The 24,541-nt window shown below is 63.5% G+C and carries 28 protein-coding genes, 2 tRNA genes and 1 pseudogene; 19 read left to right on the top strand and 12 right to left on the bottom strand.

The genetic code is table 11. From position 1 onward, the window contains the following. Positions 1-30: 30 nt before the first annotated feature. The 3 genes and pseudogenes from CUJ89_RS06885 to CUJ89_RS38470 form a co-directional block, all read right to left on the bottom strand. Complete coding sequence (locus CUJ89_RS06885; protein ID WP_114176690.1) at positions 31-336, bottom strand: addiction module antidote protein; 306 nt, start codon at positions 334-336, stop codon at positions 31-33. Then, positions 333-641 carry a type II toxin-antitoxin system RelE/ParE family toxin gene (locus CUJ89_RS06880; protein WP_114178515.1) on the bottom strand — a complete coding sequence of 103 codons (309 nt, stop codon included), beginning with the start codon at positions 639-641 and terminating at the stop codon, positions 333-335. The genes CUJ89_RS06885 and CUJ89_RS06880 overlap by 4 nt, the downstream gene beginning before the upstream one ends. 55 nt (positions 642-696) lie before the next feature. Beyond that, positions 697-870, bottom strand: a pseudogene (locus CUJ89_RS38470) (integrase); the annotation flags it as partial. A 287-nt stretch (positions 871-1,157) separates the two neighbouring features. On the opposite strand from CUJ89_RS38470, the gene CUJ89_RS06870 reads away from it, so the two are divergent. From CUJ89_RS06870 to CUJ89_RS06830, 10 genes are all read left to right on the top strand, one after another. Beyond that, complete coding sequence (locus tag CUJ89_RS06870) at positions 1,158-2,525, top strand: tyrosine-type recombinase/integrase (protein ID WP_114178514.1); 1,368 nt, start codon at positions 1,158-1,160, stop codon at positions 2,523-2,525. A gap of 310 nt (positions 2,526-2,835) precedes the next feature. Further along, on the top strand, positions 2,836-3,090 hold the full coding sequence (locus tag CUJ89_RS06865; RefSeq protein WP_114176689.1) for a DNA-binding protein: 255 nt from the start codon (positions 2,836-2,838) through the stop codon (positions 3,088-3,090). Next, complete coding sequence (locus CUJ89_RS06860; protein ID WP_114178513.1) at positions 3,080-3,511, top strand: DNA primase; 432 nt, start codon at positions 3,080-3,082, stop codon at positions 3,509-3,511. The genes CUJ89_RS06865 and CUJ89_RS06860 overlap by 11 nt, the downstream gene beginning before the upstream one ends. After that, entirely contained in the window at positions 3,504-5,081 is a 1,578-nt protein-coding gene (locus tag CUJ89_RS06855; RefSeq protein WP_114176688.1) for a YfjI family protein, read from the top strand. The genes CUJ89_RS06860 and CUJ89_RS06855 overlap by 8 nt, the downstream gene beginning before the upstream one ends. Continuing rightward, complete coding sequence (locus CUJ89_RS37630) at positions 5,078-5,524, top strand: hypothetical protein (protein ID WP_152036592.1); 447 nt, start codon at positions 5,078-5,080, stop codon at positions 5,522-5,524. Before CUJ89_RS06855 ends, CUJ89_RS37630 begins: the two co-directional genes overlap by 4 nt. Next, positions 5,521-5,754, top strand: coding sequence for a hypothetical protein (locus CUJ89_RS37625; protein WP_152036591.1), 234 nt, complete (start codon positions 5,521-5,523; stop codon positions 5,752-5,754). Before CUJ89_RS37630 ends, CUJ89_RS37625 begins: the two co-directional genes overlap by 4 nt. After that, positions 5,751-5,987, top strand: a complete 237-nt coding sequence (locus tag CUJ89_RS06845) for a hypothetical protein (protein WP_198356924.1) — start codon at positions 5,751-5,753, stop codon at positions 5,985-5,987. The genes CUJ89_RS37625 and CUJ89_RS06845 overlap by 4 nt, the downstream gene beginning before the upstream one ends. A gap of 475 nt (positions 5,988-6,462) precedes the next feature. Continuing rightward, the gene (locus CUJ89_RS06840; protein ID WP_114176687.1) at positions 6,463-7,038 is read left to right on the top strand and encodes a hypothetical protein; all 576 of its coding nucleotides are present in this window, start codon (positions 6,463-6,465) and stop codon (positions 7,036-7,038) included. A 75-nt stretch (positions 7,039-7,113) separates the two neighbouring features. Then, a complete protein-coding gene (locus CUJ89_RS06835; RefSeq protein WP_236654926.1) occupies positions 7,114-7,392 on the top strand; it encodes a superinfection immunity protein in 279 nt (92 codons plus the stop codon). Positions 7,393-7,501: 109 nt separating this feature from the next. Further along, positions 7,502-7,795: a hypothetical protein gene (locus tag CUJ89_RS06830; RefSeq protein WP_114176686.1), complete on the top strand. Its 294-nt coding sequence runs from the start codon at positions 7,502-7,504 to the stop codon at positions 7,793-7,795. Here the strand turns inward: CUJ89_RS06830 and CUJ89_RS39035 are convergent. The 4 genes from CUJ89_RS39035 to CUJ89_RS06815 form a co-directional block, all read right to left on the bottom strand. Next, on the bottom strand, positions 7,792-8,103 hold the full coding sequence (locus tag CUJ89_RS39035; RefSeq protein ID WP_114176685.1) for a S49 family peptidase: 312 nt from the start codon (positions 8,101-8,103) through the stop codon (positions 7,792-7,794). The genes CUJ89_RS06830 and CUJ89_RS39035 overlap by 4 nt on opposite strands. 204 nt (positions 8,104-8,307) lie before the next feature. Then, positions 8,308-8,778 carry a surface-adhesin E family protein gene (locus CUJ89_RS37620; RefSeq protein WP_152036590.1) on the bottom strand — a complete coding sequence of 157 codons (471 nt, stop codon included), beginning with the start codon at positions 8,776-8,778 and terminating at the stop codon, positions 8,308-8,310. Positions 8,779-9,119: 341 nt separating this feature from the next. Continuing rightward, positions 9,120-9,196: transfer RNA gene (locus tag CUJ89_RS06820), tRNA-Arg, on the bottom strand. Positions 9,197-9,372: 176 nt separating this feature from the next. Beyond that, positions 9,373-10,203, bottom strand: coding sequence for an undecaprenyl-diphosphate phosphatase (locus tag CUJ89_RS06815; RefSeq protein WP_006490581.1), 831 nt, complete (start codon positions 10,201-10,203; stop codon positions 9,373-9,375). Positions 10,204-10,683: 480 nt separating this feature from the next. Here CUJ89_RS06815 and CUJ89_RS06810 point away from each other — a divergent pair, with 480 nt between their 5' ends. From CUJ89_RS06810 to CUJ89_RS06790, 5 genes are all read left to right on the top strand, one after another. Further along, positions 10,684-11,595: an aldose epimerase gene (locus CUJ89_RS06810; protein WP_114176684.1), complete on the top strand. Its 912-nt coding sequence runs from the start codon at positions 10,684-10,686 to the stop codon at positions 11,593-11,595. A 132-nt stretch (positions 11,596-11,727) separates the two neighbouring features. Next, entirely contained in the window at positions 11,728-12,420 is a 693-nt protein-coding gene (locus tag CUJ89_RS06805; RefSeq protein ID WP_114176683.1) for a peptidoglycan DD-metalloendopeptidase family protein, read from the top strand. A gap of 368 nt (positions 12,421-12,788) precedes the next feature. Beyond that, complete coding sequence (locus CUJ89_RS06800) at positions 12,789-14,408, top strand: acyl-CoA synthetase (protein ID WP_114176682.1); 1,620 nt, start codon at positions 12,789-12,791, stop codon at positions 14,406-14,408. Positions 14,409-14,481: 73 nt separating this feature from the next. Continuing rightward, entirely contained in the window at positions 14,482-14,805 is a 324-nt protein-coding gene (locus tag CUJ89_RS06795) for a DUF2288 domain-containing protein (RefSeq protein WP_114176681.1), read from the top strand. 10 nt (positions 14,806-14,815) lie between these two features. After that, positions 14,816-16,195: an MATE family efflux transporter gene (locus CUJ89_RS06790; RefSeq protein ID WP_114176680.1), complete on the top strand. Its 1,380-nt coding sequence runs from the start codon at positions 14,816-14,818 to the stop codon at positions 16,193-16,195. 17 nt (positions 16,196-16,212) lie between these two features. Here the strand turns inward: CUJ89_RS06790 and CUJ89_RS38200 are convergent, their stop codons facing one another. Then, positions 16,213-16,389: a hypothetical protein gene (locus tag CUJ89_RS38200; protein WP_201752278.1), complete on the bottom strand. Its 177-nt coding sequence runs from the start codon at positions 16,387-16,389 to the stop codon at positions 16,213-16,215. Positions 16,390-16,525: 136 nt separating this feature from the next. Here CUJ89_RS38200 and CUJ89_RS38195 point away from each other — a divergent pair, with 136 nt between their 5' ends. Further along, on the top strand, positions 16,526-16,696 hold the full coding sequence (locus tag CUJ89_RS38195) for a hypothetical protein (protein WP_201752277.1): 171 nt from the start codon (positions 16,526-16,528) through the stop codon (positions 16,694-16,696). A gap of 209 nt (positions 16,697-16,905) precedes the next feature. Here CUJ89_RS38195 and CUJ89_RS06780 read toward each other — a convergent pair whose 3' ends face one another. Both CUJ89_RS06780 and sixA read right to left on the bottom strand, forming a co-directional pair. Then, positions 16,906-17,712, bottom strand: coding sequence for a GNAT family N-acetyltransferase (locus CUJ89_RS06780; RefSeq protein ID WP_114176678.1), 807 nt, complete (start codon positions 17,710-17,712; stop codon positions 16,906-16,908). Between the two features lie 170 nt (positions 17,713-17,882). Further along, complete coding sequence (gene sixA / locus CUJ89_RS06775; RefSeq protein WP_114176677.1) at positions 17,883-18,344, bottom strand: phosphohistidine phosphatase SixA; 462 nt, start codon at positions 18,342-18,344, stop codon at positions 17,883-17,885. 161 nt (positions 18,345-18,505) lie between these two features. Here sixA and CUJ89_RS06770 point away from each other — a divergent pair. Next, positions 18,506-18,582: transfer RNA gene (locus tag CUJ89_RS06770), tRNA-Pro, on the top strand. Between the two features lie 141 nt (positions 18,583-18,723). Beyond that, positions 18,724-19,158: a hypothetical protein gene (locus CUJ89_RS06765; RefSeq protein ID WP_114178511.1), complete on the top strand. Its 435-nt coding sequence runs from the start codon at positions 18,724-18,726 to the stop codon at positions 19,156-19,158. Positions 19,159-19,232: 74 nt separating this feature from the next. Here the strand turns inward: CUJ89_RS06765 and ppx are convergent, their stop codons facing one another. Further along, positions 19,233-20,747 (bottom strand): exopolyphosphatase, encoded by a 1,515-nt coding sequence (ppx, locus tag CUJ89_RS06760; protein WP_114176676.1) that lies wholly within the window; start codon positions 20,745-20,747, stop codon positions 19,233-19,235. Between the two features lie 279 nt (positions 20,748-21,026). Between ppx and ppk1 the strand changes: the two genes are divergently transcribed. Further along, a complete protein-coding gene (ppk1, locus tag CUJ89_RS06755; protein ID WP_114176675.1) occupies positions 21,027-23,090 on the top strand; it encodes a polyphosphate kinase 1 in 2,064 nt (687 codons plus the stop codon). A gap of 119 nt (positions 23,091-23,209) precedes the next feature. Here ppk1 and phoR read toward each other — a convergent pair whose 3' ends face one another. Next, a complete protein-coding gene (gene phoR, locus CUJ89_RS06750) occupies positions 23,210-24,529 on the bottom strand; it encodes a phosphate regulon sensor histidine kinase PhoR (protein WP_114176674.1) in 1,320 nt (439 codons plus the stop codon). Between the last annotated feature and the right edge of the window lie 12 nt (positions 24,530-24,541).

Below are 24,541 nucleotides of genomic sequence, written 5' to 3'. Positions count from 1 at the left end.
GGATTCAGTAATTGCCATCGTCGATGGTAATCACTTCTTCTTGTCGGGTACTGCGGCAAATTTGACGCCGAGAGCATGCATCAGTTTGTTGACTGTCTCGAATTTCGGGTTCGCGCCAGGTCTGAGAGTCTTGTATAGACTCTCTCTACCAAGGCCTGCTTCAGCAGCAACCTTCGCGATACCTCGCGCTTTTGCAACATCCGCAATTGCAAGTAGCAGAAGATCCTGATTGTCGGCCTCAATTGCTGCGTTGATATATGACGCAATCGCCTCTTCGCTGTCCAGATAGTCTGATGCATCGAAGGGCGAAATCTTCACCTTCTCTGCAGTGGTCATGGCTGCTGCTCCTTGTTGAATTGCTCCCAAATATCCTTGGCATGCTTGATGTCTGCATCCTGGCTCGATTTGTCTCCACCACAAATCAACAGGTAGACGGTGCCACCCTGCCTTCCGTAATACACTCGGTAGCCAGGACCAACATCAATTTTCATCTCTGAAACGCCATCGCCAAGGTCCTTGTGGGAACCAAAATTCCCGAGCTGGGCGCGCCTGATCCGGGAAAGGATCGAACCCTTTGCTACACGATCCTTCAGATCGCGGAGCCAGTCTGAGAACTCTTCGGTCTGGTTGATCGTGTTCATGATCAAAATGTATCCTTCCGGATACATAGTGGCCAATAGATTTTCTCTATCCGGATCAATGGGATGCCTTGTCTTGCGAGTCTGTCGCGCTACCCAGATAGTCGCCCCACCACTGCATCATCTTCCTGCGCTCGGGCAGATACTCGGCGTGGTTGTAGGCCGCCCGAACTTCGTCGCGCTCACTATGCGAAAGCTGTCGCTCGATCCAGTCCCGGTTGAAGTTGTGCTCGTAAGGATGGTCACGTGAGACTACGCACGTAACCCCGGCGTAACCCGGGAACGTCTGGAAGTGCTCAGACTGGCCCGCCCTACACGATTCGAACGTGTGACCTACGGCTTAGAAGGCCGAGCAAGTTGGCATTTACCGGCGTTGACCGATTTTCCAACAATCGTCCAAAACCCTTACCAGATAATGCTTCGCAGTGAATCCCCTCCCTCAGCAAGGTTGACCGAGATTGATTAATTTGCCTAGAATTTGGTTACATGGTGGTTACACGGGCTACATGGGGGCGCGTGATGGCGAAGGTCAATTTCACGGCGGCGCGGGTCAACGGGCATTCCTGCCCCACCGGAAAATCTCAGGCGTTCATCTGGGATTCCGGAGCAACTGGCCTTGGGCTGCGCGCGACGACGGCAGGTGCGCGCACTTACATTTGGCAAGGCAAGCTCAACGGCGCGACTATTCGCGTCACGATAGGCGCACCGAAGGATTGGAGCATCGATGACGCACGGGACGAAGCGCGCCGCCTGAAACGCCTGACCGATAGTGGTAAGGACCCCCGCGAGGAAGCCGCTGAGCAGCGCGTCGCCGCAGAGCAACGCCGAATAGAGGCGCACCGCCAGGATGTGACCGTGCGCGAGGCATGGGTCGAGTACCTAGAAGCGAATCGCGGCAAGTGGAGCAACCGCCACTACTCCGACCATGAGAAGCTGGCTCATGCTGGCGGCGATCCGAAGAAGCGTGGGAAAGGCATGACGGTCGCGGGGCCGCTAGCCGCGCTCATGCAGTTGAAGCTATCGCACCTGACGGCGCAGCGAATAACCGAATGGCTGGAAGCCGAGGCCGAAACGCGCCCGACGAACGCCGAGCAAAGTTATCGCAAGCTGCGCGCATTCATCCGATGGTGCGACGACAAGCCAATATACGCCGGCCTGATTGCATCGAACGCATATACCGCCCGCTCCGTTCGCGCCGCCATTCCGCGCGTAAACGCGAAAGACGACTGCTTGCAACGCGAGCAGCTACCGGCTTGGTTTGCTGCGGTGGGCAAGATCGGCAACCCGATTATCAGCGCCTACTTGCAAGCCCTGCTCCTGACCGGCGCGCGCCGCGAAGAAATGGCCTCGCTCCGATGGGATGATGTGGATTTTCAGTGGCGTAGCCTTCACGTAGCCGACAAGGTGGAGACAGAAACGGGCCGTATTATCCCGCTCACGCCCTATCTTGCATCTCTGCTGCTCGAACTAAAGCGGCGGAACGACACGCCGCCGAATGTGCGGACACTCGCCCAAATGAAGTCAGAAGGTAAGGAATGGAAACCGTCGGGGTGGGTGTTCTCAAGCCAGCGCGCCGCCGACGGCAAGCTAGCAGAGCCACGTACGGCGCATAACAAGGCGCTGGCCGTGGCCGGATTGCCCCATGTGAGCCTCCACGGCCTGCGCCGTTCGTTCGGCACGCTGTCCGAATGGTGCGAGGTTCCTGTTGGCGTGGTTGCTCAAATAATGGGACACAAACCGAGCGCCATCGCGGAAAAGCATTATCGCCGCCGTCCGCTCGACCTGCTGCGCATGTGGCATGACAAGATCGAAGCATGGATGCTCGAACAGGCTTGCGTCAAATTCCCTGCACCGGAGATGGTGGAGGGTTTGCGGGCCGTGCGGTAGGCGAAGCGGATTCTTCGAGATTCATATAACGCTCCACCCGGCTTTCCGACCGACACCATAACAAAATATTATTAAGCAATTGGAGTCTAAAACACATCTTATTTTGCATTGGTTTACATTAAAACACACTGAATCAACGTGCCAGTCAGGCGATTTAATTTACCCAATTCAACTGCACACCTTAATGGGTAAGGCTTCGCGCTATCCAGCCGCAATCTGCGACCCATCCGAATTACATAAAAAATAAACTGATATATAAAAATAGCCATGACAAATCAATTCCCAGGATTTTTGGGGAAGGCGATGCGAAATGGCAATTGCGCAACATCTTGATACGGGATCACGTGATCTCCTGACCACGGAGGAGTTTGCTGCCGCACAGAAGTGCGCTCCTCAGACAGTCCGCAAGAACTACTGTCTTTATGGTCATTACCATGGTGCCCGACCCATTAAACATCCGAGCGGCAGGCTGCTTTGGCATGCCTCGGACTCTGCAATGCTGCTGAGCGGTGTTCGTAAGGCGGATGCAAAAACGACGGATAAAGGTGCCGACGATGAGCGTTGATCTTCTCCTCTCGCGCCTCGCGTCCGTGAGGCATAGCGGCCCGCATCGCTGGCAAGCGCGCTGCCCCGCCCATAATGATCACGGGCCGTCACTCGCAGTGCGAGAACTTGATGACGGTCGTCTGCTGGTGCACTGCTTCGCGGGCTGCGACATCGGCGCGGTGATGGATGCAGTCGGGCTGACGGTGTCCGATTTGTTTCCCGCGCCGATCGGCGGACCAGTCGGCCTGAAACCCGAACGGCATCCGTTTCCGGCCATGGACGTATTGGCGTGTATCCGATTCGAGGCGCTCGTCGTGGCGACCGCTGGCGTAGCGCTGCTTGATGGTTACCCGTTTGCTGTTGAAGACCGCGCGAGGCTTGTTCTGGCCGTGAAGCGCATTAACGCGGCGCTTGACGCAGCAGGAGTGCCCCATGAATGATGCCGCAGTCGTGCGAGGGCAATCTTTCTTGGACGAACTCGCCGTGGTCAGTAAAGAGTCCGCCAGTTGTGCGCCGTGGCCGGATCATCCCGAGCCCCTGCCGAATGCGTTGTTGCCGGTCGAACCCTTCGATTTCGAGCTTGTGCCTGAGACGCTGCGCCCGTGGGTGTGTGATGTGGTCGAGCGCATTCAATGCCCGCCTGATTTTGTTGGCGTTACGGTTATGGCGGCGCTCGGTATTGTGATCGGACGGCGTGTCGGCGTTCGCCCGAAGCGTCGTGACGACTGGACCGAATATGGTAACCAATGGGCCTGCTTGATTGGTCGGCCGGGTGTCCTCAAGAGTCCCGCAATGTCGGCCGCACTCGCACCGCTACATTGCTTGGAAGATGTTGCTTCGCGCCGCTACGTCGCAGAGAAGGCCGAATATGATGCAGCCGCGCAGATTCATGCGATGCGGCTCGACGCGCAGAAAAAGAGCATCGCAAGACAGCTTGCGGAGAATCCGGCGGCGAGTGTCAATTTTGAATCGATCCTGGAGCCCGAAGCGCCGGGCATGCGGCGCTATCTGGTCAACGATACGACGTGTGAAGCGCTACTCGAAATCTGTCGTGAGAATCCGAAAGGCATCGGTGCGTATCGTGACGAGCTGGCGTCCCTGTTGCAATCTCTTGAACGGGACGGACAGGAAGGTTCACGCGGCTTCTATCTGACCGGGTGGAACGGCAACCAACCATATGTGGCTGACCGAATCGGCCGTGGCCGTAACCTGCGCGCGGAGGCTGTTTGCCTGTCCGTGCTCGGCTCGACGCAACCGGGCCGAATTGCGGGATACATCCGTGCCGCGACGCAAGGTGGCGCTGCCGACGATGGATTGATTCAACGCTTCGGCCTGTTGGTGTATCCAGATGTCGCAGGCGAGTGGTGCAATGTCGATCGAATTCCCGACAGTGACGCGCAGCGAAAAGCCTTTGCGTTATTCGCGAGGCTTGATGCTGCCGATCCGCTGGGCGACTGGGGAGCCGAAATCGTCACCGGACACGACAATCAACCAGATTTCCGACAGCCGCCTTTCCTTCGACTCGACGAGGCGGCGGCCGAGCACTTTCTCGAATGGCGAATTGCTTACGAGAGCGATCTGCGCAGCGGACACCTGCACCCGGCTGTCGAATCCCATCTCGCGAAGTACCGGAAGCTTGTGCCCAGTCTGGCGCTGCTTTGTCATCTTGCGAACGACGGCAAGGGGGCTATAAGTGATTCCGCGATGCTGCGTGCACTAGCCTGGGCACATTACCTTCGATCGCATGCCGAACGTGCTTATGCCCTGGGAACCGGTGATGACCTTGACAGTGCAAAGGCGCTGCTCAAGCGAATACGTCATGGTGAGGTGGCTGACCGATTCACAGCACGCGACATTTATCGTCACCATTGGTCGATGTTGCAAACACCGGAAGATGTTGGCAACGCGCTTAGCGTGCTCGGCGAGTATGGCTGGGTTCGCGGCGTCACCGTAGCAACAGACGGGCGCACTAAAACGGTGTTCGAAATGCACCCGGATGCGCAACCATGAATCCGTATCTCGAACGCCTGAAACTGAAAAGGGGTGTACACGCTTCGGTGCCAGAGGTGCCAGAAGGGGTTCATGGCACTTCTGGCACTGCCTCGACTGATGCTCGTTCTAGTCGCGACGCCGGCGTCGGCTGGCCTCGTGACGAAGAGAGCGGAGCATCGTTTTGCCCTTGGGGGCCGTGCATCACGCTGGAGATGCTAGCGGAGTGGCGGTGCGAACTGCGCATGCTGGTCGCGGAGTTGGCTGCGATCGACAGATGGTCAGCAGAGTACCGCGCCTACATCTTCTACCTGGTCGAGCACCAGCCTTCGCTCTCGACCGTGCGCGACGATCTCACGTGGTTTCGCGACAGGCTGAACGTCGTGCGCAGCCGCGCCGCGCAGGACGTTCAGCAGCAACCACCGCCGGCAATACCACGCTCGGGTACCGGGGGGATGCCATGACAATCAAGACTCGCATCGAGCGACTTGAGGAGGCGCTCGCTGTTCAGTCCGTCGAGACGAACGTTACCTACTGCGTGCTGATCTACGATCCTAGCAACCCGCCGGACTTCGACGCGGTTGCGCGAGAACGCGACCTGTCTTACGTCGTCTGGTTGCCGGATAACGGCCGTCGCGACCGTGAAAAAAGGGAGGTGCTATGCGGCGAAAATTCACAAACGCCTACCCGGTGAGCGAGACGACGACTGAACTCGTCGTTTTGCCTGCCCCCCGCGTCAACTTGCACAACCTCGACGCTGTGCGCCGGGAAATGGCGAAAGTCTACCGCGACATGCGGACGAACCGGATCGACAGCCAGGACGGCGCGCGCTTCGTCTTCGCGCTGTCGCAGATCGCGAAGATGTTCGAAATGTGCGATCTCGAACAGCGCATCAGTTCCTTGGAACGGCAAACCAATGTGTTGTGAATTGGTGCGCGTGGCCGCCATGTGAACCCCGTTTCAATTTTGCAACCGGAAGTGCGGTCGGGACGTCTTCGAGTGAGCCACGGTCCTACTTGATGGCGCTAGCCGTTCGACAAGTCGAATCTGGTACGAAATACGCGAACTGATGATGTCTCGCGATGAAGCGGTGGCGCGAAAGAATCTTTCTTGTGCGCATTCAGTACAAGCACGTCCTCACACAATTGAGGGTTTGCACGTCTGGTAGACACGAGGTGGGTCTTGTTTCAAAACTGAATCAACACGGTATGGGTGCCCCGCCCGACATCGTTTCCCCATTCCCCAAACCAATCCCGGCTGTGCGTCAGGGGGAGGTGGCATATCTGATGCATGCTCGACTCACGCGCCCTTTGCGCGAGATGGAAATCGGGGAATAAACAACAAGCGCGTCGGCGGCGACCAACGGCTGATACGCGGCGCGCAATACGAATCGGGGAAGACGATGAAAACGATATGGGTAGTGACGGGGCTGTTGTCCCTGAGCGGTTGTGCCTCGATCATCGACGGCTCGACGCAGGTGGTGTCGGTCGAGACGCGAAGCTCGACGGAGGCGGTGACCAGCGCGAGTTGCAAGCTTACGAACGACAAGGGTACGTGGTTCGTCACGACGCCTGGTTCAGTTTCTCTGCATCGATCGATGGGGGACCTGAACATCAAGTGTGACAAGGAAGGGCGCGAGTCGGGTATCTCCACCGTGGCTTCATCAGCTCGCGGCATGGTCGCCGGCAATCTTCTGTTCGGAGGCATCCTCGGCACGGCGATCGATATGGGTACGGGGGCCGGCTTCGACTACCCGACGATGATTACCGTCAGCATGGGCGCGGCGAAAATGAGCGCGGCTCCTGCGACGGCGAGCGGCGCACCTTCAATGATCCCAGCGTCGTCTCAGGCACCGACCCCCATCGCCACTGCCGCGGCAAACCCCGTTGCCGGTCCAACCCAAGCGCGAAACTTCACCATCATGCCCTCGTGTTCGACCATCACATCCGGCCCGCGAGTCAACTGCACGGTCCCCTGAGTGCTGCGAGAAGTCGCGGTGAGTACTGCGGCACCGGCGGCACGCGCCGCCCCCTCACACACACGGGAGAATCAAATGAACACGAACACGCAACAAACCACGATCGCCGTCAGCCAATCTGATGCCGCCGACTATGCGCGCGCGCAGCAAGCTCAGGACGCGATGCGCCCATGGGCATTCGCTGTCGTGATCCTCGCGCTGTACTTCATTCCTTCGCTGATCGCATTCAAGCGCCGCCACCATAACCGTGTCGCAATCACGGGATTGAATGTGCTGCTCGGCTGGTCGGTGCTTGGCTGGATCGCCGCCTTTGTTTGGTCACTGACCGCTGTCACCAAGGGGAGTCAGTCATGAGCACGCACGATCACGGAGATATTTGAATGAGCCCCATTGCTAAAGATCTGCTCGAATCGACTTGATTTTCAGTGGCGTCACCGCGAGGCGGGGCGAATGGAGGGGAAACATGAAAACGCGCATGCAGTTCTGCCCGGTCTGCGAAAAACAGACACCGCACACCTACGAACCCCTGTCGGTGCTGGTCGCGCTCATACTGTGCCTGTGCTGGCTCGTGCCAGGCCTGCTGTACATATGGTGGGCGGTGCGCCGGGCGGATCGTACCGCGCGTTGCTCAGTCGATCATGCCGCGCTCCAGCGCGAGCGCGACGACGAGCGCGCGCGCTCGATGGTCCGGGCGATGCTGGGCACGAGCGGCAAGATCGAGCCGCCTCGGCGCGGCACCGGCTTCATGACCCATTAAGCCCCTTCTGGCCCCTCCCAGGCGCGCCGCAGACCCGCGAATCGACGGGGTAGACGCTCGGCCGCTCGGGTTCGGGCGCATCTTGAGCGTCTGCTCAAAATTGCGCGCACGCTTATCAGCGTCGTCTTGACGCCCTCATTTTTGAGTGCGTTCGAGCAGTCCTGATGCGCGACGAACATGCCAATCGACCCGGCTTCGTAGTCCGGTGTGATGAAAAGCTCAGAGGCCGCGGTCGCGAGCCAGTACGTCGCCCCGGGCCGCACGATCGCAGCGCGGCGACCGGCAGCGCGCCACGGCACGCATCGCATGCGCCTCAGATGTGGGCATGATCGTCCGACCGCGCGCCCGTTGCCTGCTACAGCCCGAACGCTTCCAGTTCCGCGTCCGTAAGGCCCGGATATTGCGCTTTGAGTCGCGCAATTAGCGCGTTCCGAGGTTCCCGATAAGCGCCACGGAATTCGTTGGGATTTGACATACGCGCCGGCTGAGTGTTCAGCTGATACAAGACCCGATCACATCGATGGCCCCAGCGACTTTCGTGCGGGTTTTGTCTTATGTCGGAATGCACAGACGCTTTCGAGCATAGCCTCTCCAATGGTGTCTGGAACGATATCTGAATAGGCTGCTGTAGCTGGAGGCGTCGACCATGACCAAACGACTTTGCCATTCCCGCGATGATCGTCGTAGTAGACGGTTTGCGTTGCAGCAGACGTTCGCTGATCGCAGTTAAACAGCACTAGCGCCTTATCGGACACATATCTCGTGTTGACGTATGTGCCGGGCACATCCAGTGAGTACATGTTGTCCTGTAGAAACCATGCTTTTGCATGGCCACCAGAGAATGCCACGCTCGTGACGTCAAGTAGGACGGTTGCAGTTCCATCCGAAGATCGGCCGATCTCGACCCAGTTTGCCGCAAACGTGTTGCAGGCCGCGGCGAGAGATATGCAGGCAGCTGCGCCCCGAAGTTGTCTGATCTTCATGTTTTACCCCGAAGTCTGCCATTTCCGCGCAGCATGCCCGGAGGCCGCCGGCAAATCCTGCGCCCGATTGATTTGGCACCCAATGTTTATGGTACACACTACGATACACAAAGCCACCGTCAACTTGGCGGAATCTCGTCGTATCTGGATCGCGGCGACGTCGCTAGATTCTGTATCGAGACGCGGTCCTGGAATCCACCGAGCGCGGCGCGTGCATTCCAAGACTTGCGTGCGCCATGGTTCTCGCCCCGAATTGATGAAATCAGGTTACATAGCGGTTACATGGAACTTCAGTACACAGCGGCGCGTCGAGGAAGGCAACCGCAGAAGCTTGATCTGACTGGCCCGCCCTACACGATTCGAACGTGTGACCTACGGCTTAGAAGGCCGTTGCTCTATCCAACTGAGCTAAGGGCGGTCGAGGAGAAAAGACACGGCCTGACGCGGACCGTATTTGGCACGGGTGAGTAGCAGCAACTGCAAACAGCAACCACCAAACTCAAAACCCCGAAACAAAACGGGCCCGGCATGGAACCGAGCCCGAAATTATACCCGATCATCGCGTCACATCACGCGAGACCGGCCCTCGCAGCGTCAAACCGGCTGCGGATGCAGCATGAACCAGCCGAGACAGAACACGCCGGCGATCACGCAATACACGCCGAACGACGCGAGCCGGCCGCGCCCTTCGAAATAGCGCATCAGGAACCGCACGCTCAGATACGCGGCGATCGCCGTCAGCACCCCGCCGAGCAACGCATCGGCGAGCTGGTCGCGCGCATGGAACAGCTTCGGCAGTTCGAGCACGCCCGCCGCGAAGATGATCGGCGTGCCGAGCAGGAACGAGAATTCCGCCGCCTTCTCCGCCGTCAGCCCGGCGGCATTGCCGGCGATCATCGTCAGCCCGCTGCGCGAAAAGCCCGGAATCAGCGCGCCGATCTGCGCGAGGCCCACGAAGAACGCCTGCTTGAACGTCATCTTCTCGGGCGGCTGATGCGCACGGCTGCGCTGGATGCGATCGCCGAGCCACAGCAGCACGCCGTTCACGATCAGCGCGATCGCGACGATCCGCAGGTCGTGAAACACGCGTTCGATGCGCTTCTCGAGCAGCAGCCCGACGATGCCGGTAGGGATCGTACCGATGATGAGCGCCCACATCAGGTGCCCGTCGTCGTTCTTGCGGCCGCCGAGCTGCGCGAAGAAGCCGCCGATCAGCGCGATCCAGCGCGCGCGGAAGTACCACAGCAGCGCCAGCGCGGTGCCGAGGTGGAGCGCCACGAGGAACGGCAGCAGTTGCGGCGCGTGCTTGTCGATGTGCATGCCGAACAGCGCCGGCACGAGCAGCGTATGGCCAAGGCTGCTGACGGGGAAGAGTTCGGTGACGCCCTGCAGGACGCTCAGGAATACCAGAAACCAGAGACTCACGCGTCGGTCCTTTTAGTGAAGATGAAGCGGGAAGAAAGGCGGACGACGCGATGCGCGTCCGAAAAAAACGCGCCCCGATTATGCCGAGCCAGGATTACTGCGCCAAGGCATTTGGCCGGATATTGCGGCAATGCACACAAACGCTTGCAATTTGTAAGCGCCCAGAAAGCAAAAAGCCCACCATTTGCATGGCGGGCTTTTCGACTTCGGCAGAAATTGCCGTCAGCGGCCGAGCTGATAGAAAAATAATACCGTGCTGCCGGTGAACATGCCGAACAGTGCGAGTCCCATTGCCATTGCCAGATCCATGGCCCCCTCCACGAAGTGTCATGACCCGGCAACCTCACCGGTTTAGAGGCATTATCCAGACCGTTGACAGTCTTAAAAACTCGCAATTTCCCGAGAAGGGTTTTCCCCGACCGGCGGCGGCCCGATAATGGAGCGCGCCGTGTCCCGTCCACCCGCCCAACCCGATTCGCCATGCCGATCTTCCAGCAACACGACATTCACGAACTTCACGCCGGCCCGTCGCTCGTCCGGGTCGCCCCGCAATTCGGCGGCCGCCTGCTGTCATGGCACGTCGACGGCGAACCGGTCATCTTCTGGCCGGAAACGGCCGACTGGAGCAACCTCGCGCGCGTGCGCGGCGGCAATCCGCTGCTGTTCCCGTTCCTCGGCCGCCACCGCGTCGACGGCGAACTCGGCCGCTGGCGCGACGCCGCCGGCGTGGTCCGCGACCTGCCGATGCACGGCTTCGCGCGCGACCTGCCGTTCGCCGCGCAACCGTCGGCCGACGGCGCCGCCTTGTCGATGACGCTCGACGCAAACGACGCGCTGCACGCGAGCTACCCGTTCGATTTCCGGTTCGAAACGACCTACCGGCTGGCCGACGCGCACACGCTCGAAGTCGCGCTCACGACGACCAATCGCGGCGCCACACCGCTGCCCTACTACGCCGGCCACCACTTCTATTTCGCGTTGCCGCACGGCGAACGCGCCGAAACCACGCTCGAGCTGCCGCCCACGCGCCGCTGCGCGCAGCGCGCGGACGGTTCGATCAGCACGCCCGAGCCGGGCGAAGCCCGTTACCACCTCGACAATCCGGACATCCTCGACCGCTTCCACTGCCTCGACGGCGAGCGGTCCACGCCGGTGCGCATCGTGATGCCGGGCCGCCGCCGCACGATCGAGATCGCGCTGGACGTGCCGGGCTCGATCCCGTGGTACGCGGTCACGACCTGGACCGAAAAACCGGATTCCGACTTCTACTGCGTCGAGCCTTGGCTCGGCCTGCCGGATGCGATCCACAACGGTCTCGGGCTGCGCATGCTCGCGCCGGGCGCGACCGAAACGGCCACGCTGCGGATTCGCGTCCTCCCGCTCGCCGGCTGATACGCAGCGCGCCGAACCGGCGCGCGACAGCCCCGGCAACGGCCCAAACTGCGGTGTGCGGGTCGAACCCGTTAAAATCGGACCTTTTGTGTTGCCTGCCGCGTCATCAGCGGCAGGGTTTTGCGAGGTTCAATGTTCGGAACAACAACGAAGCGACTCTTCGCAGCCGCCTGCGCCGCCCTGCTCGTCGCGTGCGGCTCCGCGCCCGTCGGCCCCGGGTTCTATCGCGTCGAGCGTGGCGACACGCTCTACAAGATCGCGCGCGACAACCGCACGTCGGTACAGAACGTCGTGCGCTGGAACCAGATGACGAACCCCGATGCCATCGAAGTCGGCCAGGTGCTGCGCGTCGCGCCGCCGCCCGGCACGACAACCGCATCGACGCCGTCGACCACCGGCACCGGCAGCGCGGGCCGCGCCCGCCCCGCGCCGGTCGAATCGGCCGTCAAGCCGGCCACGAGCATTGCGCTGATCTGGCCGGCAGCCGGCAATGTGGTCCGCACGTTCGACGGCTCGAAATCGAAGGGCATCGACATCGCGAACTCGCCGGGCACGCCGGTGGTCGCAGCGGCGCCGGGTGTCGTGGTCTATGCCGGCAATGGGCTGCGCGGCTACGGCAACCTGATCATCCTCAAGCACAACGCCGACTACCTGACCGCCTACGCACACAACCGCGCGCTGCTGGTAAAGGAAGGCCAGTCGGTCACGCAGGGGCAGTCGATCGCCGAGATGGGCAACAGCGACAGCGAGCGCGTCGCACTGCATTTCGAGTTGCGCTACGGCGGCCGGTCGATCGATCCGTCACGCTACCTGCCGGCGCGCTAAGCGCCCGACAGTCGACACGCGATGCCGGCGCGCATCGCGTGCCGTCGCAGCGAAAATCGGGAAAAGTTGAGTCAGCGCTTGCGCAGACGTCCGGTGAAACGGCCGGACAACGGATCGACGTGACGAGCGAACGCCACCAGCACACCGATTCCGATCAGGCTGAACCCCGCAGCTATCAGAAGCAAATCCATGGTCACATCACTGTTTTGTCGTGATCTTATGCGTCATTGTGGAATCGTGCACTGAACCGTCGCGATTGGACGAGTCCGAACATTCCCTATCAGCAAGCACCATTGTGGATGCGTCTGCGTGAAACCCTGATGTAATCCGTTCGCCCGACGCCCCGCCCGACACCCAGGAGACACGCGATGCTGCCCGCCGCCGACCGCTATGACGACCTGCTCTCCCGCTTCACATGGGACATTCCGGCGCGCTACAACATCGGCGTGGATGTCTGCGACAAATGGGCGGACGGCAGCGGGCGCCTCGCGCTGATCCACGAAACGGCGCAAGGCGACGTGTTCCGCATCACGTTCGACGACCTGAAGAATGCCTCTAACCGGCTCGCGAACAGCTTTGCGCGCGCCGGCCTGCGACGCGGCGACCGGATCGGCATCTTTCTCGCGCAGGGCCCCGAAACAGCCATTGCGCACCTCGCCGCGTACAAGCTCGGCGCGATCGCGGTGCCGCTCTTCACGCTGTTCGGCGTCGATGCGCTCGAATACCGGCTCGCGAACAGCGAGGCGGCCGTGCTCGTCACCGACGCGGCCGGCTACGCGAAAATCGCGCCGCTGCGCGCGCAACTGCCGGCACTGCATACCGTCTACTGCATCGGCGACGATGCGCCCGACGCACCGGGTGTGCTGCGCTACGACGCGGCGCTCGCCGCCGAAACACCGGACTTCGTGCCGGCCGATACGGCTGCCGACGATCCGGCGGTGATCATCTATACGTCCGGCACGACGGGCAAGCCAAAAGGCGCGCTGCACGCCCATCGCGTGCTGCTGGGCCACCTGCCCGGCGTCGAGATGTCGCAGCAGTGCTTCCCGCGCGACGCGCGCCTGTTCTGGACGCCCGCCGACTGGGCATGGATCGGCGGCCTGCTGGATGTGCTGCTGCCGTCATGGCATCACGGCGTGCCCGTGCTCGCCCGCCGCTTCGAGAAGTTCGACGGAGATGCGGCGTTCGCGTTGATGGCACGGCACGGCGTCACCCACGCATTCCTGCCGCCCACCGCGCTGAAGCTGATGCGTGCCGTCCCGGCACCGCGCGAACGCTACGCGCTGTCGCTGAAATCGGTCGCGAGCGGCGGGGAATCGCTCGGCACCGAGTTGACGGCCTGGGGACGCGACGCGCTCGGCGTAACGATCAACGAGTTCTACGGGCAAACCGAGTGCAACATGGTGCTGTCGTCGTGCGCGGCGCTGTTCGATGCGCAGCCGGGCGCGATCGGCAAGGCGGTGCCCGGTCATGCGGTCGCGATCGTCGATGCGGCGGGCACGCCGCTGCCACCCGGCGTCGAAGGACGCATCGCGGTGCGCCGCCCCGACCCGGTGATGTTCATCGAATACTGGCGCAATCCCGGCGCGACGCGCGACAAGTTCGCGGGCGACTACCTGCTCACCGGCGATACGGGCACGATCGACGCCGACGGCTTCGTGCGCTTCGTCGGCCGCGACGACGACGTGATCACGAGCGCCGGCTACCGGATCGGCCCGGGCCCGATCGAGGACTGCCTGCTCACGCATCCTGCGGTGCGAATGGCGGCCGTCGTCGGCGTGCCCGACGCGACGCGTACCGAGATCGTCAAGGCGTTCGTCGTGCTGAATCCCGGCCACGCCGGCGACGATTCGCTCGTCCGCGCGCTGCAGGCGCACGTGCGCACGCGGCTCGCCGCGCACGAGTATCCGCGCGCGATCGCGTTCGTCGACAGCCTGCCGATGACCGCGACCGGCAAGATCGTGCGCCGCGCGCTGCGCGACGCGTAAGCCGCCCGCCACCCTCGCCGCCCGCCCGGCCGGATGGTTTATAGTGGCGCCACGCAGTCATTCCAAGAAACCGATGTCCTCTGAACACCACTCCGCCGCGGGCGCGTCGCACAGCCCGCTCTACACCCAACTCCTCGGCGAGACCGCCAAGATCGACTGGTGCGATCTCGAGCGCTTCTTCGCGCAGGGCAAGCTGCTGTCCGTCGCGCGCGACCTCGATCTCGTCAGCGTCGCGGAAGCGATCGCCGGCGACGAAGCCGAGCAGGTCGCGCGCTGGCTGTCGGCCGGCCTCGTCGCGCGCATGCCGGCCGAGACCGCCGCCGACTACGCGGCGCGCAACCCGGAGCTGTGGGCGGTCGTCGTCTCGCCGTGGGTCTGTGTGCAGGAACGCGCCTGACGCGTCCGCCATGTCCGAATCCGCGTTACCGCACGGGGCCGGCACCGGCTCGGCCACCGTCACGCACCGGCGCGTCCTCGCGCTCGCCTTCCCGATCGTCCTGGCGAACCTGACCCAGCCGATCCTCGGCGCCGTCGACACGGCCGTCGCCGGCCACCTCGACGGCACGCAGTATCTCGGCGGCGTCGCGCTCGGCGGGCTGTTCTTCAATTTCGTGTTCTGGGGCTTCGGCTTCCTGCGGATGGGGACGACCGGCCTCGTCGCGCAGGCGCACGGCGCCGGCGACGCCGCCGGCATCCGCCTGAACCTGCTGCGCGCGCTGATCGTCGCGTTCGCGCTCGGCGCCGCGGTGCTTGCGCTGCAGGTGCCGCTGCTGTCGTTCGCGCTGACCGCGCTCGGCGGCAGCGATGCCGTCCGCGCGACCGCGCTCGCGTACAGCCACGCGCGAATCTGGAGCGCGCCGTTCGCGCTCGCGAACTACGTCGTGCTCGGCTACCTGCTCGGCATGCAACGCGTCCGGCTTGCACTCGTCGCGCAGGTGTTCATCAATGCGGTGAACATCGGTGCCGTACTGCTCTACGTGTATGGCTTCGGCTGGGGCATCGCCGGCATCGGTGCCGCGACCGCCACCGCGGACGCGTGCGGATTCGCGCTCGGCGCGTGGATGCTGTGGCGGCTGCGGCCGCGCGGCCTTGCGCCGATCGCGGTGCGTGCGCTGGCCGACCGCGTGGCGCTCAAGCGGCTGATCGTGCTCAATCGCGACATCTTCCTGCGCACGCTGTGCCTGCTCGGCGCATTCGGCTGGTTCGCGCACCTCGGTGCGAAACAGGGCGACGCGACGCTCGCGGCGAACGCGCTGCTGCTGAATTTCCAGACCTTCATGGCGTACGGCCTCGACGGCTTCGCGCATGCGGCCGAGGCGCTCGTCGGCGCGGCCGCCGGTGCGCGCGACCGCGGCGCATTCCGGCAGGCCGTACGCGTCACGCTGTTCTGGTCAGCACTCGGCGCGCTGCTGTTCTCGCTCGTTTACTGGGCCGCCGGCGGCTGGATCATCGCGCGCCTGACCGACCAGGCCGAGATCCGCGCAGTCGCGCTGCGCTACCTGCCATGGGCCGCGATTTCGCCGATCGTGTCGGTCTGGGGCTTCCTGCTCGACGGCGTATTCATCGGCGCCACGCAAACGCAATCGTTGATGCGCGCGATGGTCGTGTCGTTCTCGATCTTCATCGTGGCCACGCTCGCCGCTGTCGGCATGTTCGGCAATCACGGGCTCTGGTTCGCGCTGCTGCTGTTCATGGCCGCACGCGGCGCGACGCTCGCGCGCTACCTGCCGGGGCTGTTGCGGCGCATTGGCGCCGACGCGCACACAGCACCCGCGGCCCGCGCCTGACGAGGCCAGACCAACCGTTACTGCGTGGGCTTCGGCGGCGGCGCGTCGAGCATCGACGGCGGCGTCATGTCGGTCGGCACGCCGTGATAGTCGGCCGGATCCTCCGGCGGGTGGCCGCGGCGGGCCTGACGGGGATCGCTGGTGCAGCCGGCGAGGAGGGATGCGGCCAGCACGGCCAGCATGAAACGGATCATCGGGTATGGCTCCGGAAATCGGCGCGCCCATCGCACGCCGGGACCGCGCCGAGTCTAGCGGAAATCCCGTTTCAGGGTCGCGCCGCGCATGTCCTACTATGTACGCATGGCGCTGTACCGTGGAAAGGAGGCTGCCATGTCGTCTGAGGAAATTGCGGGCCTGATCGGCCTGTTCATCGGTCTGATGGTGCTTGTCGCCCTCTCGTTCTTCGAGTCGCGCGAATACAAGCGCAGCCATGACGGCGAGGGGATGATCCACCACTGGATGGCGGAACACCACCTGCTCGACTGGCGGCGCAAGCACTAAGCCGGCCGCCCTGCAGTCCGGCCCGCGTCGAACCCGGGCCATTCGCGAACGTGCCATCCCGTGGCACGGCAGAATCTGCACATCGCCGAAATTAACAGGGCCGGATACACACACGTTGATCGAATGTACAAACGCCGTCGCATGGCAGTTGCCGCGCGACGGCGTTCGCTTGCGCGCGCCCCGGACGGGCGCGACGCGGTTCAGACGGCTCAGCCCAGGAAGTGGCGGGCGTAGCGCGCGTTGATATCGGACAGGCGGAACAGTGTCAGGAAATCCGCACAATTGAAGTCGGGATCCCAGGCCGGCGCACCGCAGATCTTCGCGCCGAGACGCAGGTAACCCTTGATCAGCGGCGGCGGCGCCACGACGGTGCCCGTCTGCAGTTCGTCGACCGGCAGTGCCGTGTGCGGGAACGCGCGATACTCGGGCGCCGTCAGCGAGCCTGCCGACAGCGACTGGTACAGGTTCGCTGCATAGTGGCCGCCGTCGGCCATCGACACGCTTGCGCAGCCGAGCATCGTCTCGTAGCCGTTCTGCATCATGTACGCGCCAAGGCCACCCCACAGCGCCATGATGACGGCGCCGTTGCGGTAGTCGCTGTGCACGCACGAGCGGCCGACCTCGACCATCTTGCCGCGCAGGTGCGTGAGGCGCGACAGGTCGAATTCGCCTTCGGCGTACAGGCGGCCGACACGCGCCGCCTGGTGCGGCGGCAGCACGCGATACGTGCCGACGACCTTCAGCGTATCGAGATCGCGAACCAGCAGGTGGTCGCAGTACGCATCGAACGGATCGACGTCGAGACCGGAGGGGCCGCTGACCTGCGCGCCCATCTCTTCGGCGAACACGCTGTAACGCAGGCGCTGGGCTTCGCGCAATTCGTCTTCGGTACGTGCCCACGCGGCGCGCAGGCGATACTCCGATGTAACGGTTTCAGCAGCGCGCGGCAGGTGACGCCGCGACGTGTCGAGGGGCAGCGAGGCAAAAGGGAGCGTAGGCGTCGGCAGTTCTCGCATTAGGCTTTCCTGATCGTAAGGAATAGGACGACATGCCCGCCAATGTAGTAATCGGCCGTGACCGTTATGTGGCACGACCGTGTCCTTTCAATGACGTGTCGCCGAATTGACTTTAGCAGAAAGCCTGCGAAACCGTATGATGAATCCCTTTAAGCCCCGTCAGGCCGGCTTCACACCAGTTCGGGCGTCAATACCGCCCGCAGTACGGCCTGCCGGCCGCCGTTACGCGTGCGGCTCGCGAGCCACACGATTCCCCCCTTCTTGACGCTCCAGCTGTCGTCGCTGCCGACGATCAACTGCGCGGCGACGCTGCCGAGCGTCGGCTGGTGCCCGACGATCACGACCGTCGGCGCGATGCCTTCCGGCCAGCCGGCCGCCGCCAGCACGTCGTCGACGCTGCCGCCCGGCGCGAGCGCGTCGACGGTCCGGTACTGGTCGGTCAGCGCCTCGACGGTCTGCACGGTGCGGGCCGCCGGGCTCGCGAGGATCACGGCGTTCGTCTCGAGCCGGCTACGCAGCCATTTGGCCATCGCCTGCGCGTCCTTGCGGCCACGGGCGGTCAACTGGCGCGCGAGATCGCTCGTTGCGTAGTCTTCGGCTTCGGCATGACGCCACAGGATCAGGTTCATCATGATTGTCTCCTTGCTTCGGCGAGCGGCCCCGCGCACATGCGTCCGGGCCTGCCGATTACCGTGCGAATTGTCGCAAATCGTGGCCGGTTCACCGCCGCGGCATTTACCCGCATATCGCGATTGACTCAATCAGTCATTCAACGATAGAATCTTTGGCTCGTCGGAGCGTAGCGCAGCCTGGTAGCGCATCTGATTTGGGATCAGAGGGTCGTAGGTTCGAATCCTATCGCTCCGACCAAAGGAATCAAGGGGTTACGGTGAACACCGTAGCCCCTTTTCCGTTTCTGGATCCTTGAACGCGGCCAGCCTGCTGCCCGCAACCCGCGCGCGGCACTTCCGGGAACACGCGATAATGCGCGTGAACAACCCGCATCCGCGCATGAAAAACAACATTCTCAAGACCACCCTCTGCGCGTCGCTGCTCGCGCTCGCGACCTCCGGCACTGCATCGGCCAAGGCGCTCGACGACGCGCTCGACTGCCACTCGAACGGCCACCGGTTCGTCGCGCCGCTGCTCGCCGCCGGCGACATCCAGTCGGAGCCGATGCACGTCGAATCGAACTCGGTCAACGCCTTCCGCACGAGCCGCTCGCTGACGGCATACGGTTTCGGCGTCTATGTCGTGCTCGGTTACCAGGCGAACGATCCGATCTTCCGTCCGGGCGACGGCACGCCGATCGGCGACTGGGCCTACGGCGTCGTGGTGCGCGGCACGAAGAGCGCGGTGGAGGAAGCCGTGCGCAAGGCCGGCAGCGACGCGACCGTCAAGCAGGCGTTCCCGTTCCTGACCGCGATCGTCTGCTCGTCGGACTGAACGGCCTGCAAAGGCGCTCGTGCGGCGTGCCTGCAGCGCACGCCGCATCGCCCGCCGCCGCATGCGCCGCGCGATTACGCGCCGGTGTACACCACGCGATACGGAATGCCGACCTTCTCCCACTCGGCAGCCTCCTGGCTGAGGCTGTAGTCGGTCAACGGGTTCTGCTCGACCCACGCGCCCGGCAGGCGCACTTCATATCCGCCCTTCTTCATCTGCGAAACGGAAATGTCGGGCAGCCCCGCATCGGTCCGACGCCGGCACAGCAGCGCCGCGAGCCGAAGGCAGAACAGCAGCGGCCACTCGACCTCGCGCGCCTGCGACAGCTTGCCGAGCTTGCCCGCGTGACCGAGCACGAGCGCGGCGAGCCGCGCCTGGTCCGTGCGCGAAAAACCCGGCATGTCCGCATTGCTCGCGATATAGGCCGAATGCTTGTGATACGCGCTGTGCGAGATCGACAGGCCGATCTCGTGCAATGCGGCCGCCCAGCCGAGGAACATCCGCCCTTCCTCGCGCGCCTCGTCGTCGGCTTCCTCGAGTTCGTCGTAGAAGCGCGCCGCAAGCGCGCCGATCCGCTCGGCCTGCGCACGATCGACGCCGTAGCGGCGCGTGAAGCCCTCGACGGTCACCGCGCGCATGTCCTCGTGCTGCGTCCGGCCGAGCAGGTCGTACAGCACGCCGAGGCGCAGCGCGCCGTCGGTCGTATCGACGTAGTCGACACCGAGTTCCTCGAACACCGCGAGCATGATCGCGAGGCCGCCCGCGAGCACGGGCACGCGATCGGGCTTCAGCGCGACCAGCTTCAGCCGGTTGACGTTCTCCGACTTGATCAGCGCGCGCTTCAGACGCTCGAGGCCGCCGCGCGAAATGCCGTGCGTAACGCCCGGATCGTTGAAACCGTTCGCCTCGACGAGTTCCGCGAGCGCACGTGCGGTGCCGGACGAACCGATCGCCTGGTCCCACCCGGCCTTCTTGTATTCGCTCGAAATGATCTGGATCTCGCGCTTGGCCGCGAGTTCGGCCTGCCGCATCGTGTATTCGTCGACGTTGCCGGCCGGGAAGAAGGTGCGGCTGTGGCTCACGCAGCCGATGTAGAGACTCTCCATCACGATCGGCGTGTAGTGCGAGCCGATGATGAATTCGGTCGAGCCGCCGCCGATGTCGACGACGAGCCGCTTGCCGGCGCTCGCCGGCACCGAGTGCGCGGCGCCCGCATAGATCAGCCGTGCTTCTTCGCGGCCCGCGATCACTTCGATCGGGAAACCGAGCGCCGCTTCGGCCTCACCGAGAAATTCGCCCGCGTTCTTCGCGACGCGCAGCGTGTTGGTCGCCACCGCGCGCACGTGATCGGGATGAAAATCGCGCAGGCGCTCGCCGAACCGCTTGAGCGCCTCCCAGCCACGCTCCTGCGACGCGCGATCGAGCATCTTGTCGCTCGACAGGCCGGCGGCCAGCCGGACAGGCTCGCGCAGCGCATCGACGGGATAGATCTGGCTGCCCGCCGGCGTTTCCTCGACGCGACCGACGATCAGCCGGAAGCTGTTCGAGCCGAGATCCACGGCAGCCAGCAAGTGGGGGGTTGTAACCATCAGAATGGGGCTCCGTGCGCGTTCACCCGCGACTGCCGGTACGGCAACACGGGGCGATCAATCAAAGGCGACATTTTAAGCGTGGAACGCTTGCCATTGCCACGCTTCACGGGCATGCACACTGCTCGATTGTATATAGCCGAAACATTTATGAGACGAAACGGTTGCAGCGTAGAATTTCCCGATATAAATACAGTATTGTCATTCGCACGTCATCGTACCGTGAGAGTTTCCGAGCGTCCTTTCGAATCATCGCCTGAATCACCCCCTACTCTGCCGATGTCCGTCCGTTACCCGCTTCTCAATCGTGAACTCGGCATCCTCGGTTTCAACGAGCGCGTGCTGGCCCAGGCGGCCGATCCGCAAGTTCCGTTGCTCGAGCGCCTTCGCTTCATCTGCATCACCAGCAGCAATCTCGACGAATTCTTCGAAGTCCGGATGGCCGGCCTTCAGGAGCAGATCCGCGACAACCCCGGCGCACTGACGCCCGACGGCATGTCGTTACAGCATGCTTACGCTCTCGTCGTCGAACGCGCGCAGCGGCTCGTCCATCGACAGTACACGATGCTGCACGAAACCGTGCTGCCCGCGCTCGAACAGGAAGGCATCTATTTCCACGCGACCGACACGTGGAACGACGAGCAGCTCGAATGGGCACGGCGCTACTTCCTCGACGAGCTGCTGCCCGTGCTGACGCCGATCGGCCTCGATCCGGCCCACCCGTTCCCGCGCGTGCTGAACAAGAGCCTGAACTTCGTCGTCGAGCTCGAAGGCCGCGACGCGTTCGGCCGCCAGGCCGTGATGGGCATCGTACAGGCGCCGCGCGCGCTGCCGCGCGTCGTGCGCATGCCGCACGCGCTGTCGGGCTTCGAGCACGGCTTCGTGCTGCTGAGCTCGTTCATGCAGCGCTTTGTCGGCGAACTCTTCCCGCAACTCGTCGTGAAGAGCTGCAACCAGTTCCGCATCACGCGCAACAGCGAGCTGTTCGTCGACGAAGACGAAATCACGAACCTGCGCGTCGCGCTGCAGGGCGAACTGCCCGCGCGCCACCTCGGCAATGCGGTTCGCCTCGAGGTGTCGGCCGACACGCCGCCGCACATCGTGCGGCGCCTGCTCGAGGAAAGCGAACTCGGCGAGAAGGACTGCTATCGCGTGGCCGGGTCCGTGAACCTCGTGCGCCTGATGCAGATTCCCGATCTCGTCGACCGCCCCGACCTGAAGTTCGCGCCGTTCACCGCATCGACCCCGTCCGCGATCGCGAACGCGCCGACGATGTTCGATGCGATCGACGACGGCGACATCCTGCTGCACCATCCGTACGAGAGCTTCCAGCCCGTGCTCGAACTGCTGCAGCAGGCGGCGAAAGACCCGAGCGTCGTCGCAATCAAGCAGACGATCTACCGCACCGGCACCGATTCGCCGCTGATGGACGCGCTGATGGAAGCCGCGCGCAACGGCAAGGAAGTGACCGTCGTCGTCGAGCTGCTCGCGCGCTTCGACGAGGAAACCAACATCAACTGGGCGTCGCAGCTCGAAGCCGTCGGCGCACACGTCGTGTACGGCGTGGTCGGTCACAAGTGCCACGCGAAGATGATGCTGATCGTGCGTCGCGTCGTGCAGGCCGGCAAGGCGTCGCTGCGTCGCTACGTGCACCTCGGCACCGGCAACTACCATCCGCGCACGGCGCGCCTCTACACCGATTTCGGGCTGATGACGGCCGACCAGAAGATCTGCGAGGACGTCCATCACGTGTTCCAGCAACTGACCGGGATCGGCGGCGAACTCACGCTGCACGAGCTGTGGCAGTCGCCGTTCACGCTGCATCCGCGCATCATCGAGTCGATCCGCGCGGAGATCGACAATGCGCATGCCGGCAAGCGCGCGCGTGTCGTCGCGAAAATGAACGCGCTGCTGGAGCCGTCGGTCATCGCTGCGCTGTACGAAGCGTCGCAGGCCGGCGTCAAGGTCGACCTGATCGTGCGCGGCGTCTGCGCGCTGAAGCCCGGTGTGCCGGGGCTGTCGGAAAACATCACGGTGCGCTCGATCGTCGGGCGCTTCCTCGAGCATCACCGGATCTACTATTTCCACGCAGGCGGCGCCGAGGATGTCTATCTGTCGAGCGCCGACTTGATGGACCGCAACCTGTTCCGCCGCGTCGAAGTCGCGTTCCCGATCCGCGAGCGCAAGCTCAAGCGGCGCGTGATCGCCGAAGGCCTGTCGGTGTGCCTCGGCGACAACCAGTCGGCCTGGCAGATGCACAGCGACGGACACTACCGCCGGCGCCGCGCCGGCAAGACGATCCGCAACGCGCAACTCGGGCTGCTCGCGAAGTTCTGCTCGTAAGCCGGCGGCGCGACGCCAATCGCGCGCCATCCGGCCAATAAAAAACGCAGCCCGCGGGCTGCGTTTTTTATTGGACCTCACGTGCCGCCGCCCACCGAACGGGCGCTGCCGTTACGCGATCATGCCTCGTACGCGGCCGGCCGGATCGCGATGATGCGCGAGCCCGGGAACCGCGCGGTGAACGTGCTGCCGCGCCCTTCCTCGCTCTGCACGTACAGGTGCGCGTCGTGCCGCTGCAGCACGTGCTTGACGATCGCGAGCCCGAGCCCCGTGCCGCCCGTATCGCGCGAGCGGCTGCGGTCGACGCGGTAGAAGCGCTCGGTAAGCCGCGGCAGGTCGGCGGCCGGAATGCCGAAGCCGCTGTCCGTGACGGAAAACACGCCCTGTGCGCCCTCGCGCCGCCACGACACGACGATCTTGCCGCCGTCCGGCGTATAGCGGATCGCGTTCGTGACGAGATTCGCGAACGCGCTGAACAGCTCCGTCTGCGCGCCCGTGACGCCAAGCGCCTCGTCGATCGAGAACGCGATGTCGTGATGCCCGTTCGACAGCGTCTGCGCGTCCTCTTTCAGATGATCGAACACGGCGCGCATGTCGATCGCGCGATCGGCAGGCGGCTTGCTCTCGCCTTCCAGCTTCGCGAGCACCAGCAGGTCGGTGACGATGTGCCGCATCCGCGACGCCTGCTGCTCCATCATGTCGAGATAGCGTGCGCGGTCTTCCTCGTTCAGCGGCAGCTCGCGCATCGTCTCGAGGAAGCCCGACAGCACCGTGAGCGGCGTCTTCAACTCGTGCGACACGTTCGCGACGAAGTCGCGCCGCATCGCGTCGGTACGCTCGAGCTCGGTGATGTCCTGCGTGAGCAGCAGCTTGCGGTTCTCGCCGTACGGAAACACCTGCACGGCCAGCACGTTCTGCCGCGAGTCGCCCATGCCGCGCATCACGAGCGTCTCGTCGTAATGCTGCGCATTCAGGTAGCGGACGAAATCGGGATGGCGCACCAGGTTGGTGATGTGCTGGCGCAGGTCGCGCTTCGCATCGAGGCCGAAATGGACCTCGGCGATCTCGTTGCACCACTCGATCTGGTCGTGGTCGTCGAGCATCGCGACGCCGTTCGGCGATGCCTGGATCGCCTGGATGAAGCGCGAATGCTGCTGTTCGACCTGCCGCACCTGTGCATGCCACTGTTTCGCGAGCTTGTGCAGACGGTAGTAGATCTCGCCCCAGATGCCCGGCGCGCTCGGCACTTCACCGTAGACCGGCGCATCGAGCAGCCGCCACAGACGCTGCGTATGGAAGGTGCTGAAAAAGCCCTGCACGACCAGCATCACGACCACGAACACGAGGCCCGCGATCGGGCCGGCGAAGACGCCGACCAATACGCCGATCAGCACGAGCAGCACGAGCGACACCAAAAAGCGCGCCCAGATGATGTTCATGATTCAGCGCCC

The organism is Burkholderia pyrrocinia (assembly GCF_003330765.1).
Taxonomy (GTDB): Bacteria; Pseudomonadota; Gammaproteobacteria; order Burkholderiales; family Burkholderiaceae; genus Burkholderia; species Burkholderia pyrrocinia_B.
This window is presented reverse-complemented; position numbering and strand designations above follow the sequence as displayed.

Excerpts from the sequence above, each read along its gene's own strand:
- CUJ89_RS06765 (WP_114178511.1), top strand. The coding sequence starts at position 18,724 with ATGAAAAACAACATTCTCAAGACCACCCTCTGCGCGTCGCTGCTCGCG.
- CUJ89_RS39035 (WP_114176685.1), bottom strand. The coding sequence starts at position 8,103 with ATGCGATGCGTGCCGTGGCGCGCTGCCGGTCGCCGCGCTGCGATCGTG.
- CUJ89_RS06835 (WP_236654926.1), top strand. The coding sequence starts at position 7,114 with ATGAACACGAACACGCAACAAACCACGATCGCCGTCAGCCAATCTGAT.
- CUJ89_RS06860 (WP_114178513.1), top strand. The coding sequence starts at position 3,080 with ATGAGCGTTGATCTTCTCCTCTCGCGCCTCGCGTCCGTGAGGCATAGC.
- CUJ89_RS06865 (WP_114176689.1), top strand. The coding sequence starts at position 2,836 with ATGGCAATTGCGCAACATCTTGATACGGGATCACGTGATCTCCTGACC.
- phoR (WP_114176674.1), bottom strand. The coding sequence starts at position 24,529 with ATGAACATCATCTGGGCGCGCTTTTTGGTGTCGCTCGTGCTGCTCGTG.
- CUJ89_RS38195 (WP_201752277.1), top strand. The coding sequence starts at position 16,526 with ATGTCGTCTGAGGAAATTGCGGGCCTGATCGGCCTGTTCATCGGTCTG.
- CUJ89_RS37630 (WP_152036592.1), top strand. The coding sequence starts at position 5,078 with ATGAATCCGTATCTCGAACGCCTGAAACTGAAAAGGGGTGTACACGCT.
- CUJ89_RS06795 (WP_114176681.1), top strand. The coding sequence starts at position 14,482 with ATGTCCTCTGAACACCACTCCGCCGCGGGCGCGTCGCACAGCCCGCTC.
- CUJ89_RS06790 (WP_114176680.1), top strand. The coding sequence starts at position 14,816 with ATGTCCGAATCCGCGTTACCGCACGGGGCCGGCACCGGCTCGGCCACC.
- ppx (WP_114176676.1), bottom strand. The coding sequence starts at position 20,747 with ATGGTTACAACCCCCCACTTGCTGGCTGCCGTGGATCTCGGCTCGAAC.
- CUJ89_RS37625 (WP_152036591.1), top strand. The coding sequence starts at position 5,521 with ATGACAATCAAGACTCGCATCGAGCGACTTGAGGAGGCGCTCGCTGTT.
- CUJ89_RS06885 (WP_114176690.1), bottom strand. The coding sequence starts at position 336 with ATGACCACTGCAGAGAAGGTGAAGATTTCGCCCTTCGATGCATCAGAC.
- CUJ89_RS37620 (WP_152036590.1), bottom strand. The coding sequence starts at position 8,778 with ATGAAGATCAGACAACTTCGGGGCGCAGCTGCCTGCATATCTCTCGCC.
- CUJ89_RS06830 (WP_114176686.1), top strand. The coding sequence starts at position 7,502 with ATGAAAACGCGCATGCAGTTCTGCCCGGTCTGCGAAAAACAGACACCG.
- ppk1 (WP_114176675.1), top strand. The coding sequence starts at position 21,027 with ATGTCCGTCCGTTACCCGCTTCTCAATCGTGAACTCGGCATCCTCGGT.
- CUJ89_RS06800 (WP_114176682.1), top strand. The coding sequence starts at position 12,789 with ATGCTGCCCGCCGCCGACCGCTATGACGACCTGCTCTCCCGCTTCACA.
- CUJ89_RS06810 (WP_114176684.1), top strand. The coding sequence starts at position 10,684 with ATGCCGATCTTCCAGCAACACGACATTCACGAACTTCACGCCGGCCCG.
- CUJ89_RS06805 (WP_114176683.1), top strand. The coding sequence starts at position 11,728 with ATGTTCGGAACAACAACGAAGCGACTCTTCGCAGCCGCCTGCGCCGCC.
- sixA (WP_114176677.1), bottom strand. The coding sequence starts at position 18,344 with ATGATGAACCTGATCCTGTGGCGTCATGCCGAAGCCGAAGACTACGCA.
- CUJ89_RS06780 (WP_114176678.1), bottom strand. The coding sequence starts at position 17,712 with ATGCGAGAACTGCCGACGCCTACGCTCCCTTTTGCCTCGCTGCCCCTC.
- CUJ89_RS06855 (WP_114176688.1), top strand. The coding sequence starts at position 3,504 with ATGAATGATGCCGCAGTCGTGCGAGGGCAATCTTTCTTGGACGAACTC.
- CUJ89_RS06880 (WP_114178515.1), bottom strand. The coding sequence starts at position 641 with ATGAACACGATCAACCAGACCGAAGAGTTCTCAGACTGGCTCCGCGAT.
- CUJ89_RS06840 (WP_114176687.1), top strand. The coding sequence starts at position 6,463 with ATGAAAACGATATGGGTAGTGACGGGGCTGTTGTCCCTGAGCGGTTGT.
- CUJ89_RS06870 (WP_114178514.1), top strand. The coding sequence starts at position 1,158 with ATGGCGAAGGTCAATTTCACGGCGGCGCGGGTCAACGGGCATTCCTGC.
- CUJ89_RS38200 (WP_201752278.1), bottom strand. The coding sequence starts at position 16,389 with ATGATCCGTTTCATGCTGGCCGTGCTGGCCGCATCCCTCCTCGCCGGC.